General features: G+C 39.9%; 10 protein-coding genes. 2 read left to right on the forward strand and 8 right to left on the reverse strand.

Annotated elements, in window-relative coordinates:
* Positions 1 to 51: 51 nt before the first annotated feature.
* The 8 genes from BWD42_RS20595 to BWD42_RS20630 all read right to left on the reverse strand — a co-directional run bounded on the left by BWD42_RS20595 (position 52) and on the right by BWD42_RS20630 (position 12210).
* Positions 52 to 1569 (reverse strand): SusD/RagB family nutrient-binding outer membrane lipoprotein, encoded by a 1518-nt coding sequence (locus BWD42_RS20595; protein ID WP_077438278.1) that lies wholly within the window; start codon positions 1567 to 1569, stop codon positions 52 to 54.
* 26 nt (positions 1570 to 1595) lie between these two features.
* A complete protein-coding gene (locus BWD42_RS20600; RefSeq protein ID WP_077438279.1) occupies positions 1596 to 4943 on the reverse strand; it encodes a SusC/RagA family TonB-linked outer membrane protein in 3348 nt (1115 codons plus the stop codon).
* Between the two features lie 3 nt (positions 4944 to 4946).
* Positions 4947 to 5903, reverse strand: a complete 957-nt coding sequence (locus BWD42_RS20605) for a FecR family protein (protein WP_077438280.1) — start codon at positions 5901 to 5903, stop codon at positions 4947 to 4949.
* A 56-nt stretch (positions 5904 to 5959) separates the two neighbouring features.
* Positions 5960 to 6511, reverse strand: coding sequence for an RNA polymerase sigma-70 factor (locus tag BWD42_RS20610; protein ID WP_077438281.1), 552 nt, complete (start codon positions 6509 to 6511; stop codon positions 5960 to 5962).
* Between the two features lie 291 nt (positions 6512 to 6802).
* Positions 6803 to 8395: a DUF3843 family protein gene (locus tag BWD42_RS20615; protein WP_175992109.1), complete on the reverse strand. Its 1593-nt coding sequence runs from the start codon at positions 8393 to 8395 to the stop codon at positions 6803 to 6805.
* Between the two features lie 217 nt (positions 8396 to 8612).
* Complete coding sequence (locus tag BWD42_RS20620) at positions 8613 to 9413, reverse strand: tyrosine-protein phosphatase (RefSeq protein ID WP_077438283.1); 801 nt, start codon at positions 9411 to 9413, stop codon at positions 8613 to 8615.
* 185 nt (positions 9414 to 9598) lie between these two features.
* Positions 9599 to 11578, reverse strand: a complete 1980-nt coding sequence (locus tag BWD42_RS20625; protein WP_077438284.1) for a DUF4836 family protein — start codon at positions 11576 to 11578, stop codon at positions 9599 to 9601.
* Between the two features lie 5 nt (positions 11579 to 11583).
* Positions 11584 to 12210, reverse strand: a complete 627-nt coding sequence (locus BWD42_RS20630; protein ID WP_077438285.1) for a hypothetical protein — start codon at positions 12208 to 12210, stop codon at positions 11584 to 11586.
* Between the two features lie 457 nt (positions 12211 to 12667).
* Here BWD42_RS20630 and BWD42_RS20635 point away from each other — a divergent pair, with 457 nt between their 5' ends.
* Together BWD42_RS20635 and BWD42_RS20640 are read left to right on the forward strand one after the other, a co-directional pair.
* Entirely contained in the window at positions 12668 to 14272 is a 1605-nt protein-coding gene (locus BWD42_RS20635; protein ID WP_077438286.1) for a DNA/RNA non-specific endonuclease, read from the forward strand.
* A 240-nt stretch (positions 14273 to 14512) separates the two neighbouring features.
* Positions 14513 to 15157 carry an HAD family hydrolase gene (locus BWD42_RS20640; protein ID WP_077438287.1) on the forward strand — a complete coding sequence of 215 codons (645 nt, stop codon included), beginning with the start codon at positions 14513 to 14515 and terminating at the stop codon, positions 15155 to 15157.
* Positions 15158 to 15177 lie beyond the last annotated feature (20 nt).

Raw genomic sequence — 15177 nt, forward strand, 5'->3', positions numbered from 1 at the left:
CATGTACGGGGATAGTTTTATCATAAAAAAATCAACAGGTCAATGTATTAACTATTTTAAGATCCACATCAACTGATTAACGTTATCCACACCCTCAAACTGTCTGGACACCGCGGCATCCACATTTTCCGTGTTGTAATCATATTCAACGGCAGGATATCGCCAGCGAACCGGTATTTTGCCTGTTGCCTCTGAGTTCAAGCTCGTCTCTGGATTGATCTTCCATTTCGGATAGCCTGTTCTTCGGTAATCGTAATAGGTATTAAACTCCGACTGCAGAAAACTGGCAAGATATTTTTGGGTAATGATTTCCTCGATTTGTGCCTCTGCCCCTGCAGGCAATGTCAGACCACCGACATAAGTATTTATGTAAGCTGCATCCAAAGGCATACCATGATGAAACTGTTCCGTATTAGGCGTATTGTCAAAGATAAATTGCATAGAGGCTTCCACTCCCTTTTTGTGCCATGCCAAAGCCGGTTCATTTATCCAGCCACGAACAGCTGCTTCAGCGAGGATAAAACAAAGCTGCGCATAGGAAAGCTGCTGTGTAGGTTCTCCAGTTGCAATCTCAGTATAACGGTCATTCAGTTTCGAATAGTCATTACTGTTTTTAATATCCAGGATATTATCATATTTCAACGAAGGGTCAATACCGACGTAAGCGTCATAGTTCGCTGCCGTCATTCCACCGCTAATCTTTTTGGGCGAAGGGTTTCCATAATAGAATAGACGACGATCCGAACGCGCTTTTAACCTATCCACGATTTCGGTAGACATGGTTGGATAGATTGTAAAGTTATTCCCGACTTTATAAAAAGGGTACTGTTGTCCACTTTTATCCGAACGAATTAATTGGTAATTATCTGCATTTGCCGTAAAAATCGGTTTATTGGCAACGATCTGCTGAAAGCGGTTTTTGATATTTAAATCTGCGTCACCAACTTTCTTGCTCAGCTGCATTAATACATTCAACGTGTAACTATTCACCAATTTACGCCATTTGGTAGTATTCCCCCCATATAGAGGGTCTCCAGTGAAATTTTCTCCAGCGGCAAAGGCCTGATCAGCCAATTCCAATTCTTTTAGAATACCGATAAATACCTCCTTCTGAGTGTCATATTTAGGAAAGTATTGCTTATCGGTTTCTCCTTTTAACGCATCGCTATAAGGGATATCCCCTAAATCCATGGTTGCTTCAAAGAACTTGACGGCGCGGGCAAAATACATTAAACCCTCATAGGATTTAGCCAATTTCTCCGAAGTAGCAAATTTAGGCATGAAGTGCGCATCGTTTATGGCACTAAAACTCAGGGTACCCGCTCCAAAACCATTATATTGAAACGACTCCACAAATTCAGTCCAAACAATATTTTTGTTGAGCATATAAGGCTGTAGAAAACCTTTTTGCGTGGGCTGGTTTGCAAGGTTTAGTATGATCCGTGTAGCGATCATGCCCGATGTTACTTTATCGGTCGCCTCAGGATTGGTATTGATCTCTTCAAACTTGGAACAGGATACTGTTGTCCCAAGGAGTCCGATTAATAAATATGTGACTATTTTTTTCATTTGTAATCCGTGTTAAAAGTGTTAGATTAGAAACTTAGGCTTAAGTTAAAACCAAGGTAACGCATCGATGGAGAGTTTAGGTCTTCTGAACCCGCATCCGGATCAGAGAAACGATACTCTTTTGTCCATAAAAACAGATTCTGTCCAGTGACACCAATACTCGCCTTTTTGGCTTTAAATCGAGAAGCTACATCTTTTGGCAAATTGTAACTTAATGAAACTTCTCGAAGCTTAATAAACGTTTCGTCCCAAATATTTCGCGTACCTGAATAAGCTCTTTTCCAATAGTTTTCATAAGACACAACGGTTTCATTAGGCGCAAAAACACGTGTATCTTTTATAATCTGACCGTATTTATCGTAGCTTACCTCTCCCGACACAATTTTTACCCCTTTGCCGACAAAAGTGCGATTGCCATTCACCACCTCTTCATAACGTTCCTTCGTATCGGAATCAGGATGTGCTCCTGTCTGCCATAAACGTGCGTTCATGTTAGAATAAGACAACCCTTTGATACGACCGTCAAAACTAAAGGAGAGATTAAAATCTTTGTATTGGAATTGATTGGTGATTCCCCAGAACCATTTTGGAGCTGTATAACCAAATAATCTTGCTGTATGTACAGCACTGACAGGCATGCCGGCAGCATTATGGATAATCTCTCCATCTGGTGAGCGTTCCCAGTCACGCGTCACATAATGATCGGTGCGCATGCCCTCTTTTATATAAAGTGCATCGGCCGTATAGTCCGGATCAAGTTTATGATAATATTGTAAATTCTGCGAAAGATTACCATTAACAGACCATTCAAAGTTTTCTCTCCGGATCGGAACTCCGCCCAACGAGATCTCATGACCTCGGGTCATAAGCTCTTCTTTCAAATTGATTAGACGAGCCCTAAAACCAGTCGTGTGTGATATATTGCTGTAATTAGAGTTTGAGATATCAGCGATAACATTATAGCGCCTTCTGGCGTAGTAGGTGTAACTTCCGGTCAGACGATTGTTTAAAACAGCCCATTCCAGACCGAACTCGGTCATATCTTCCTTGGTCGGATTAATAAAAAAGTCTTTTATAGTATTCGGATACGAACCAGTAGTCAAACCATCCCAAACATTGTTGGTCACGCCAAACGTTTGATTAATTTCGTACGGATTAGGCGGATATACCGTAGATGCCCAAGACCCCCTTACCTTCAATAAATTCAACCAATTTGGTTTGTGAATTAAGTCAGACACCACGACACTTCCTGATACCGATGGATAGAAATAAGATTTATCAGGCCTCATCGAATACCAGTCATTACGGGCAGTGCCCTCGATGAATATCGCATTACGCCATGACAAGGATAACCGGCCGTATATACCATTACGCATTTCCTTAGTTTTACCCTCCAACGCAGAAACAGGTCCTGAGGAATTACGCAAGGAATAAAATCCTGGAATAGTGAGACCATTAACCGTGGATGCAGTCATGGTATTATCCCTGCGATAAAAAATAGAACCGCCTGCAAGTGCATCAATACCAAAATCACCAAAATTCTTTTTAGCCGTAAAGATAAAGTCATTGGTTGTGCTAAAGCCATCTTGTTTTCTGGACCAGTATTTCCCCCTGTTATCATAACCTCCTGAACCATCAAAACCACCACGGGTTCCGTAGATACCCATTGGGTTGGTCTGTTCTCTTGTATTACCATAGTAGTCATACCCACTGCGCAACAAGAAATTTCCCCAATCAGTCATTTTGTAATTTAACGTAACCGCAGCATTCAGCTTATTGATTAGTTCTGAACTTATTTTCTCGTAGGCTGAGAGGTAGGGGTTGTCGTACCAGGCTTTATATAACCAGTTTTGACTGACATTTTCTGTCTGCCAATAGTCCTTGTATTGTGTTAAATCATATTCTGGACCTGTCCATACTAAGATATTATAGATATACCCCTGATTATTGTAGCCCGAGCCAAAATCATTTGGCGCATACCTTCTGTTATATCCCAAACGTGTTTCCAGATTCACCTTATCAGATATCTTGGTTTCCCCAGATACGGAGATATTGGTCATATTCAGCTTGGTGTTCGGATATTGCCCTTTATTGTAGATATGGTTTATGGAGGTACGGATACTTCCGTTTTCCCCTTGATTCGTGAAACTAACAGAGTTATTGGAGATAAAACCGGGCTCTAAAAAATTCTGAAAATTGTTTTTACCCTTTGAAGTCAATTCGGTTTCTACATCATCCATTTGTTTAGTCAATGGATTCCATTGCTTATATTTCCGACCAATATCCAGTTTGTCTCCCCATACCTCATCGTCTGTATTGTACTTACCTCCATATCCCGCTGAATAAGATGTCTGTACATTAGGGAGTGCTAAATATCCCGCAAAGAACATATTATTGGAGTTTACAGTTATTTCTACTCCTTTTTGCGGGAGGCCTTTTTTTGTGGTGACCATGATTGCTCCACCTGCCCCTTCAATCCCATATAGAGCCGCCGCTGTGGAGCCTTTCAGTACTGAAATATTTTCAATATTGTCAACAGCGATATCACGCAAACTCATGTTCTCATAAGCAACACCGTCAATCACCAATAAGGGATTTTTTCCACGAAGTTGTATATCTGGTGCACGGTTAAATTCAGTACTGTTCATGACACGCAAACCCGAAACACGACCTGTTAATGTTGTTCCCACATCAACACCCTTGACTTTGGCCAATTGGTCACCTTTGATGTCCTGAACGGCATACCCAAGGGCTTTTTGCTCGCGCTTGATACCAAGAGCTGTGACCACGACTTCGTCTAAAGCCTCTGACGATTTGGAAAGCCGAATCAAACTTGCGCTATTTGCTGACACCTCAACAGGCTCATATCCGATATAAGAAACCTGCAGTATCGCATGATCCGAAACTCCGGATAACTTGAACGCCCCCAGCTGATCCGTCGTTGCCGCTATAGACGACTCCTTGACACGTATCGTGGCTCCCGCAATAGGTAAGTTGGTTTCCTGATCCACTATTTTTCCACGCAATTCCTTTTGTACGGCAAACATCTTTTCACTTGCAATGGTCTCTTTTTTTGACACAACATAGAGCTTATCATCGATCTTTCTCACCTCGAGATGTCCATCAGAAATCAATTGGATGAATTGGGCAATTCCCTCCTTTTTCAGCTTTTCAAGATTGGCGAGCTCATTGATTTTTTGATCGGCGATAGAAGCATCATAGCCAAATTTTACGTTGAACTTTTGTTCCATTTTGGCAAGAATTTTCCCGATCCCTTCCCCAGTTGTAAACTGAGAAGCCATGGTTTGAAGCGCTAGAGACTGAAACAGCAACGCTCCACCCATAAGTTTTAAATAGTAATTGGTTCTTTTCATAAATTACTTTTTATGGATAATTATTTGATTAAATGCTGTATTAAGAATTGTTAATGATTTGTCAAGATCATTGGCTGGTAGATATCCTGTAAAACTTGCAGTTTGAAATGAATCGACCAACCGTAGGTTTTGATCCGGATATAGGTTATTCAGATCGGCAACAATCCGCGAAAGAGGTACATTCTTGAAAGACAATAACTCACTTTTCCCATTTGAAGAAACGACGGTATCCGCAGGCGACACATCAAATTGCCCATGATCCCTGTCATAAGCCACCTGTTGACCTGGGTGAACAATAGAGAACTGATGCCCATGGGACACCTTCACCTTTCCGTGATTTAAGACCAAACGGCTACGCCGCGGAGAGCAGATTAAATTAAATGCTGTCCCTAATACGCGTACGTCAAAATCACCAGAATTAACAATCACAAAAGCTTGGTCAGGATTTTTGGCCACTTCAAAAAAAGCCTCTCCCGAAAGTTTGACCCGTCGTAGACTGTCTACATTAAAATCAGATAGAATTTCAATACATGCCCCTTGGCGAAGGGAAACACGTGTACCATCGGAAAGCGTAAGCTGTTTGACAAATTTCGTTGGGTTGCTGTATTTGACCACTTTGTATTCTGAATCGCCTGGCAGTGGTTGCGTCTTATACAAAAAAAGAAATGCAAAACCGACCAACAGTAAGGCTGCAGCGGCTAGGACTATAACGTGCCTTCTCCTCCAAATAGGTCGCACTTCGGCGGTTAATTCCGTACCGGTAATCGTATAATAAATATGGTCAGTGGTAGATTGATCTAAATCGAAAGTACCTTCATCCAGCGCTATCACCGCCTCCAAATCGGGTAAATCGTCTTTATCGCAAGAAGTCAGTAAATCTAAAAATATGGTGTTTTCCTGTGGGGTCAATTCCCCCTTTAGGTATTTTGTATATAAGGTAGCTAGTTTGGGATCCATCATCTTTGCGATCGTTTAAATACATATACGTATCTAAAAGACGATAAGACGACGCTACGCTAAAAAATAGTTAAGAATATCAACAGGGCTGTCGAAAGCTCAAAATTATCCAAGATATACTGACGTACAAACTTGTTCCCCTTGACCAATTGATCGCGTACAGTATTCACGGAGATCCCTAAGCGTTCCGCAATTTCCTGATTATCCAAAAACTCTTCTTTGCTCAAAAGGAATATCTCCAGACGAGCTTTAGGCAGCTTTTCAATCGCTTCACGATAGACACGTTCTAGGTCTTTAAAACGGATAGATTCTTCGTTTGAATTATCCACCTGTCTTGCGGCATCATTTTCATCAAGTTTAAATTGGAACCGTACTTTTTGCTTTCTCAATTCGTCAAATACGAGGTTTTTTGCAATGGTGTATAAATAAGACTGCGGGTTCTTATTTTCATCTAATTCGCTCCACTTTTTCCAAATGCGAGAAAATGCCTCCTGAACCAAGTCAGCGGCAGTATCTTCTTCTTTCAGATGTAACAAGGCATATTTATAGACCTTGTCTTTGTAAGACAAAAAGAATTTTTTAAAATCGGGAATGTTGTTTTCGATAGGCATCCTTCATCACTTGTAATTGACCTTACAAGTTTAGGTAGAATTTTCCAAAATATCGGAATGAAAATAGATCATAGCCCAGAGCATATTCTTTACCAGAGCACTGATAACATTTTAAATACGATTTATTTACATTAAATTAATCTGCAGACCGTCATCTCCCGCTGGAATGGTCAGCAGCAGTGCCACAAGGTCAGGATATCGCTTCCAGCACTAGGGTCGGATGCAATAAAAAATCCCATTGGATTCTCCAATGGGATTTTTTATTGCACATAGGTGCTCAATAGGACAAGATTATTTTATCAGCGGAAATGGTCCCAGAAAATAACTCCCCCTTTTATAAAAGCGAAGGAAGAAATCCAGTACAGCTTCCTCTAAGGGGAAAAAGAATTGCTTATCTACTTCCGTCTTAAATAAGTTGGCATAATACTTTGGCAATTCGCTCGGGAAAAAGTCTTCCACCAGCAGGTTCAAGAAATAACGTGCAAATGGAACATCTGCCTCAGCCCCTTCATCTTGCTTTTCAATAAATGGATTATGCGGCAGTGGGAAGAATTCCTCAATTCCACCAAAAACCTCTAATCCTGTTTTCGGATTAAAGAAAACCGTTACTTTCGCATCCGCCGTCAGGTCTAGATTCGATTCCGGAAGAGGAGACTCCTCCTTGCTTGGATATTTTTGTTGATATCTCTTAAAGAACTCATTTGCAAATTCCTTCACTTCCCGTCCCTCCATAAAAGCTACAGCCGCCTTTTGCTCAGACTGGAATAATTTGCCCATATCTTTCAACTGTTTTTCTGTCTTTTTCAAGCTCTTGTCTTTACCGTTCATCGCCTCAATGCGATAAGTCATCTCATATTGCTCCGGTAGGTCAAAATTCACCTCTTCCGAATTGACCACCGTCATAATGCCAGATAGGTTCCAGGCTTCCTTCCAAGGAACGATTTCCATATAGAAGGATAAAGCCTCTGAAGGTTCAGCAAACTCCTGGATCGAATCCTTATAAATCTTGAATGCTGATTTCGTACCGATATGTTTGACGTGGACAAACTGTTCGTCCGTTTTTACATAGTCAAAGAAACTGTTGATACGGTTGCCCAAGGTTTTAACAGAACCATAAAGTGCATGCTCCTTACCCACTACCTCTGCAATAAATTCGGAAGATTTAAGGGCAAATAAATGTAACCTATAATTGTTAAAATGGTTATCACGGACCCGGTAGATCATTTGCTGCAATTGCGCTTGATCATGTTGATATCTTCCCAATTCTGCCACTTGCATCAGGTGGTTAAGGTTGGTATTATACTCGCCCGCGGTCAGATAGTTTGTTGCGACAAGTTTCTCGATAAAATTGCGGACTTCAAAATAATTCGCAGCTTCATCCAGCGTGTATTCCAATTTTAACTTTGGATTTTCAGGAGCCACTTCATAATGTTCCTCCAGAATCGCATAGGCCAGATCCGTTATCAACTGTATCAAACGTCCGTGAGGATCGATAAACAAATGTGGATTACGCTCACTAAAAAATAGCCAGGTCAATACGGCTACATCTTCACCATTGATATCCTCGGGATAGTAGTCTAACAGGCTGTTATCCTTATAGAAAGGTAAAAACTGGTCATATAGGTCTTTATGAATGTTTCTGAAAGCCGCAAATATTCCTGTATTGGCAATTACGTCCTCCAAATAACAGGTAAGGTAAATACTTAATGTCTTTAAGGCGTCCGTATGGATAAGATCATTGGTCTCTGGTTCTTCAAACCACAACGTTGATAAGCTATCGTTGATCTGATTGGCAACTCTTAAATAATAACTGTCTATATCGTTTGCTTTCTGATAAGTATGGTGTGCTATCCAATCTTGAATAAAAATTCTGTTTCCTCTCATATGAAAAATGCTAAATCCAAAAGTAGCCAAATTTTCGAAATTTCCATGATTGCAAAACACAAGCATAGCTGAAAATAATTTAGATATCCGCCCGGATCAATAAAAGACAAAATAGCTGCATATAATTTAGCTGTACAAGGATAAAAAAGTACTGTGTCAAGGGGAAACAAAAAGAGATGCCTTATGGGCATCTCTATATCTTAAATCGTGTCGTTCTTTATCCTGCGGCAATTATATTATCATCGTTTTTCAAATGATCCTGAAGAGTCGGATTTAAAATAGAACATGTTTTTAGTAAGTCGCGGACAGGATATTTAGCAACAATCTCTTCCAATGCTGCGAGATGGCGGCCATGATGCACATCCGTTCCTACAAAATCATACATACCTGATTTAATCATTGTCAAGGCGGCCGATTTTACTTCAACGCCATAATACCTACTGATTGAAAGCAGATTCAATTGCAACATACAACCAGCGTCTTTGATCTGTTTGTACATATTAAAATTATAGTGGTAATAGTTATAACGTTCTGGGTGTGCTAAAATAGGTTGGTATCCCAGTTTTTGTATATCTAATATCGTTTGAAACAAAGCTTTGGATTCCTGTAAATAGGACATTTCAATCAGCACATACCCTCCCGGCATTACACAAAGCTCATTTGCCTCGATCAACCGCGCAATGCCATCATCGATCATATGCTCAGCGGCATGGTGGATTTCAGGACGATTAGGAAGCTCTTTCAGACCATCCACTAATTTATTTTTGGCCCCTTCAATTGTTCGGATGGTATTCGGATGCACACCGTCCATTATATGCGGTGTACAAATAAATTTTTCAAACCCCATTCTACCCAGCCCCTTCAATAAATCAATAGATTGTTCAATGGACTGACTTCCATCATCTATTCCCGGAAGGATATGATTATGCATATCCACCTCTAAAAAAGCGAGGGCACCTACAACCTTGATTTTCGACTCTTGAGTTTTGTTTCCAAACAGTTTTGAAAATATCCCCATATCCTATAATGTATAAATCGTTTAGCTAAATTATTATTTTGTAAACAACAAACAACAAAAATACCACTATTCGTCCGAAGGAGCGTAATATTAATTTAACATTATAAAAATATAACCATAATATTACAAACTTTACACGAAACAATTTAACAGGTAAAATTGTTTCGTAGCTCATCCAAAGTTTCCTATTTGCTGATCTCTTTTAAAATCTGATCAATCATGTAACTGATCGCCCCATCTTTTGTCTGTGGAAGTTTTGTAGATATCTCTGCTTCCATACGGTCAGCTACAATCCCCTTTGACGTAATTGCCGTGCTACCATATTGATTCAATTGTGCCATGGTTTGCTCCCACTGTCTTCCCGGGCTTACCCCCATTTCTTTTAGCATAGCGGGCAATTTTTGTAAGTCAATCGCAGCAGACATCTTATTTTGTTTCATCAACTTAATGAAATCTTTATTTGCAGGAGCCATGCTTTTATTTTGACGGATATCATGTAAAGCCAGTGAATCATTACTTACCATTACCAGATCTTCTTTCAGAAGTACATACATCGGAAAATCCATGCCTTTTTTGGACGAAAAAGCGTAAATGTCATCCTTTACTTTACCAAGGGTTTTGGCGACGGCAAGATCCAATCCTTTTCTGAACAAACGCTGATCCTTTGAAGTAAACATCCAAATAAAAACGGGTAAGGTTTCGTCCTTCGTTTTCTTTACCTCTGTTGCATTATAATCATCATCATAACTATAATCTATATACTCCTTTCTGAATTTGCGTAAACCATTCACCACAAATAGATGGTCCCCCGGCATCACTTGAGCAATTGCTTTCTCATCCAACGCAACTTCTAATGCCATTAATCCCCATTCAACTAAATCTTGTTGTGGTCCTAGTAACCCGCCATAGTATTTTGCCGTATAAGCAGGCATATCCCGCAAGTAGGCCTCTGAATTAATGTTAACATTAAAGAATCCAAGCGTTTTATCTGTCAAATATTTACGAAATTTCCCATTTGGTTTTCTTGCGTATAAGCGCTTAGACATTTCAACCAGATCTTTGTCTAATCCCATGGAACCTTTCAATCGCAACACATCGCCATCTTGCAACAAATCCAGCATTCCATCCTTATAACCAGTTTTAAATTTATCCATATTAATTCCCATATACAGATAAGGAATGGTTTTATAAGGCATCAGACCACGGTAAAGCTCTTCGACTCGCGGCACATATAAACGAACCAGTCCCAAGTTTTTGAGCACTTTTCCCTGATCGGAAATGGAGAGGGGCTTATAGGATGCTGACAGCAAACGCGTCGCTTCTCCGTTCAACCATTTATCACGAAGGGCATTCCGTATCGAATCATTTTTTCGGTTTTGATTCTCATATGTTGTATAAAGTGAATCGTAATAACTTGGATCTCGCACTTCTGCGGGAGCTATATCCATAGGCATGGGCACATCAGCTTCAGCATTCGTCAGAACAGTATCTGGAACACTTTCTACAATTGCTGGTGGAGTCAGTGGTTCCAACACCTTTTCACCTTCTTCCCATGCTGCCGAATCTACTACTGCAGCCGCGGAATCCACTGCCGCTGTCGGATAATCCAGTTCATGAGAGGCATCTGTTGCAGGCGCCACGTAGGAAACTTTTTTGATCCCATAACGATTCGCCACAGCCTCATCCTCAAAGAAAGTTGTACTCATCGTCGACGAAATAAAACGCGCTACGCGGTCGTTATAAACCAATATGCTCCCGGCTTTCATCCCTATGCTTGAATATCCATTGGCAAAAGATTTGGGCTCACCGGCATCATGTATTAGCTTTTCGAATTGTCCTTTATTGGACAGTGGAAATATAAACTCGAGAAAACTCACACTATCTGTTTTTCTATTATAGAAATAAGCCGTTTGAGACAAATCGATGCCCAGATTTTTGATATCATTTCCAACCGAAGCGCCCGATTTTTCAATTTTCTTGAACAGACCTGCTTTTTGAAGCAGCTCATTCAATTTGTTGGCATTGGCCTTCTGAACAATTTCTTTTATATTAAATGCTGCAATAACTTCAGCATCTTCAGGAATGAGTGTGATTAAATCTTGTGACTTCACACTTCCCATTAAAGAGAAACATGCCAGTCCAGTCAATAAAATTTTCGATTTCATATAGGTTATTTTGTTAGTGTGATTTTATTTGCCAGTGTAGACTTCCCATAAACCAGATCTGTAAATGGCAATTTTAATAATACGCCCTTCTTATTGCCAGCCAATTTTGCTTTATTATTCCCTTGCGCAACGATTGCTTTTTCAAAACGCACTATCTGTGTATAAAAAGCATCCGCAAACTGCGCTGTATTATCAGTTCCCAACTGATTAAATTTAGACTTCCAGCTGTTTGAAGTCACAAATTTACGTTCAAAAATATTCGTCTGAGCGTTGTAATAGTAGCGATTGGATTCCGATATTTTCGTCTTAAACCGATTCGCTAATATGTCCGAAAAAGCATTTAACGATTCGATCTGGCTAAAATCACAGGATATATTTACAATAAAATTTGTGAAGTCAGTCTTATACTGGACATTGGAAATCCCCTTGGTCTGTTTAAGTAGCTGAACTGCTGCCTTAATCTCCTTTTCCATCTCAGCCTGTGTCGGAATCTGTATTCCCTTTATACTTTTCATCTTCATCAAAGAAGATACTTTCGTTTTACTTTTACTTAGGTTCAATGTCGCTGCAATATGTCCCGAACCATTGGGTTTAAGGTCAATCTGTTCAACAAAGTCAAAACAACTGGACATTGTAAAAGTTATCAACAATGCACATACAACCACAAAAAATCTATTCAACCTCTCTCTTGGTTTAAAAACTCCCTTCATTTCTTTTCAGTACCGATTAATAATTTATCAAATCAATATATGCTCGGGCATTACCAGCAAACATTGTGCTATTTTCTTCACTTTAGGAAAATTTTAGAAAAAAGTACAGTATCGAAACCTTTCAATACGAAAGACTTGTCTTTCTATTTACCTTGTCTTTTTCGAAATACAATACGTTATTGAGCACAAATACTCATTGCCATTAAAAAATAGTTGTCTTCGCCAGGAGTTATTCAATAACCACAATAAATATCTCTAAAAATCAAACAGATGCATTGTTCGAAGCTCCTGCTCTCACAAAAAGAGCGGTTTATGCTCGGAAAATTCAACTTTTCTTAGGTACTTTTGCCCCTCTTTGCTAACAACACTAACGATTACTATGATTTACAAGTCCAAGACTATTCCACAGCATAACATTTGTCGGATAGTCTATTTTATGATTACCTTGCTTATACTGAATTCATGCAAAAAAAACGAGTCCAGGCTGGAACAAACGGCATTACAATTTGCGGCCAGCATTGTTGGCCAGATTAATACCGACGCTACGGGAATCTCTTGGGACAAAGGCGACCAAATCGGCATTTATATGGTCAAATCGGGGCAACAATTAACATCAGCCTCCATTGTGAATGCTGTCAACAATCATGTATTTACAATTAATGGTTCCTTATTTCAAAGTAAATCGCCCATCTTTTTACCAAATGAACAAGTAGATTTCATTGCCTACTATCCTTACAGACCCATTATTGATTTTCAATATCCAATTGATCTGAGCGACCAGACAAAACAGTCGGCATTAGATTTCATGTATGCCAGCAATGCAAAAAATATTGCCAAAACCAATTCTACTGTCCCTCTCAATTTTGTAAGACAATTGAGCAAAATAGCCATTCATCTTTCCATTAGCAATACGGATGCTTTAGATGCCAATCAGATTAGTGTCAGTATGCCTTCAGTACACACACAAGGGGAATTTAATCTATCAACAGGGCAACTGCATGTTAACCTCGCTGAAAAGAAAGATATACAAGGAAAAGTAATGGCAAATTCCAATAATACTGCCATCGTTGAATTTACCCTTCTTCCCGGGGAAGATATGACCGGAAAGACGATTAAACTTATTAGTACCGATGGCGTTCGTTATACCTGGACAACTCCACAAAATCAGCTATTGAAAAATCTGATTGGTGGGAATCGTTATAACTTCAACATCAAAATCGACAATGGTGAACTAAGTGGGAGCATCGGAGATTCCCAGGCTTATCTGGAAATTCCCAAAATGAACAATTTGACGAATGAAGAAGTATTCATACAGCATTTTCTTCCGGATGCGAGCGCGGAGAGAAACTACGCTATGCTGTATAATAAAAAGTTAAAAATGGCGTATTGGGTAGCTTATCCATTATATAATAGTATTTTAGGTTCGGGCAATCGTACCGATGCCTGGGGCTATGATCCGGCGCTATCGACAGCATTCCAACCCGTTTTATTTAAGGGATTCCAGCCAACGGGTTATGACAGGGGGCATCAGTTGCCTAGCGCAGACCGCAACCTAAACATCACGCACAATAAAACAACATTCTATTTTACCAATATGACGGCACAGGCATCCCGTCTCAATCAGGGGCTTTGGGCAAACCTGGAAACTAAGGTGCGAACCTGGACCGCGCAATGTGACACCATGTATGTGGTGACGGGAGCTATGCCCACAACAGATACCGATAATCTGCTGGACTTTGCACAGGACAATGATGGAAAAGATATCGCAAAACCAAAATACTATTTTAAAGCATTAGCGATGAAGAAAGGAAGCGAATATTATACGATCGCTTATAAGATCGACAATGTTACTCCGCCTGCCAAAAGTACTTTTGACAATTATAAACTAACGGTAAGTGAGCTGGAAAAAGTAACCGGATTTACATTTTTTCCTGATTTAGACAACACGAAAAAAGAACGTATCGATACCCGTATCTGGAAATAATTTATAAAACATTGTTATCGTATTATTTTATTCCGATTAGATAGCTTTTTTAAGACTTGATAAGCCTTAAAAATACGAAGATCTGCACAGTAAAAAGACAAGGCACCATTCATGGTGCCTTGTCTTTTTACTTACCGGTATAGCCATGATGCGTAATGAACTTGACATCCTTGTAAAAAACAGCATTTTATCCCTAAAATACTCGATCAATCCCTCATAGTTTTTTATTAGCTTTAGCCCATGAAGCTTATAATATTTGATCTAGATGGGACATTATTGGATACATTACAAGATCTTGGAGACAGTTGCAATGCAATCCTTCAACAATATGGCTATCCAACCCATCCGCTCTCGGCCTACAAGAAATTCGTAGGTAATGGTGTACAGAAACTGATCGAACGGGCCCTTCCGGAACACGCACGAAGCACTGAAATAATCGCAACACTGTTAACGGCATTTAAGACCAACTACGAACAGCAGACAATATCCCATACAAAGCCCTATGTTGGAATTGTCACCTTATTAGAGAAGCTTAAATCTTCGGGATATCTTATCTCCGTAGCGTCCAATAAATATCATGAGGCGGTTATCCCTTTGATGGAAAAATATTTTCCCACGATCGCTTTTGACCTGATCCTTGGCCATCGAACAGGACATCCGGCTAAACCCGATCCCGACATTGTCTTGGATACGCTCCAGACTTTAGGCATAGCAAAAGAAAACTGCTATTATGTAGGCGATTCCTCCGTGGACATGGATACAGCCAATCATGCAGCTGTGACTGCTATTGGTGTAACCTGGGGCTTTCGTGATGAGAATGAATTGAGGCAACATGGTGCAAAGTATATTATTCATGCTCCACAGGAATTGCTGGACATTGTATAAAAACAAAAAGCTGAACTTCA

It is taken from the genome of Sphingobacterium sp. CZ-UAM, from assembly GCF_002000245.1.
Classification (GTDB): Bacteria; Bacteroidota; Bacteroidia; order Sphingobacteriales; family Sphingobacteriaceae; genus Sphingobacterium.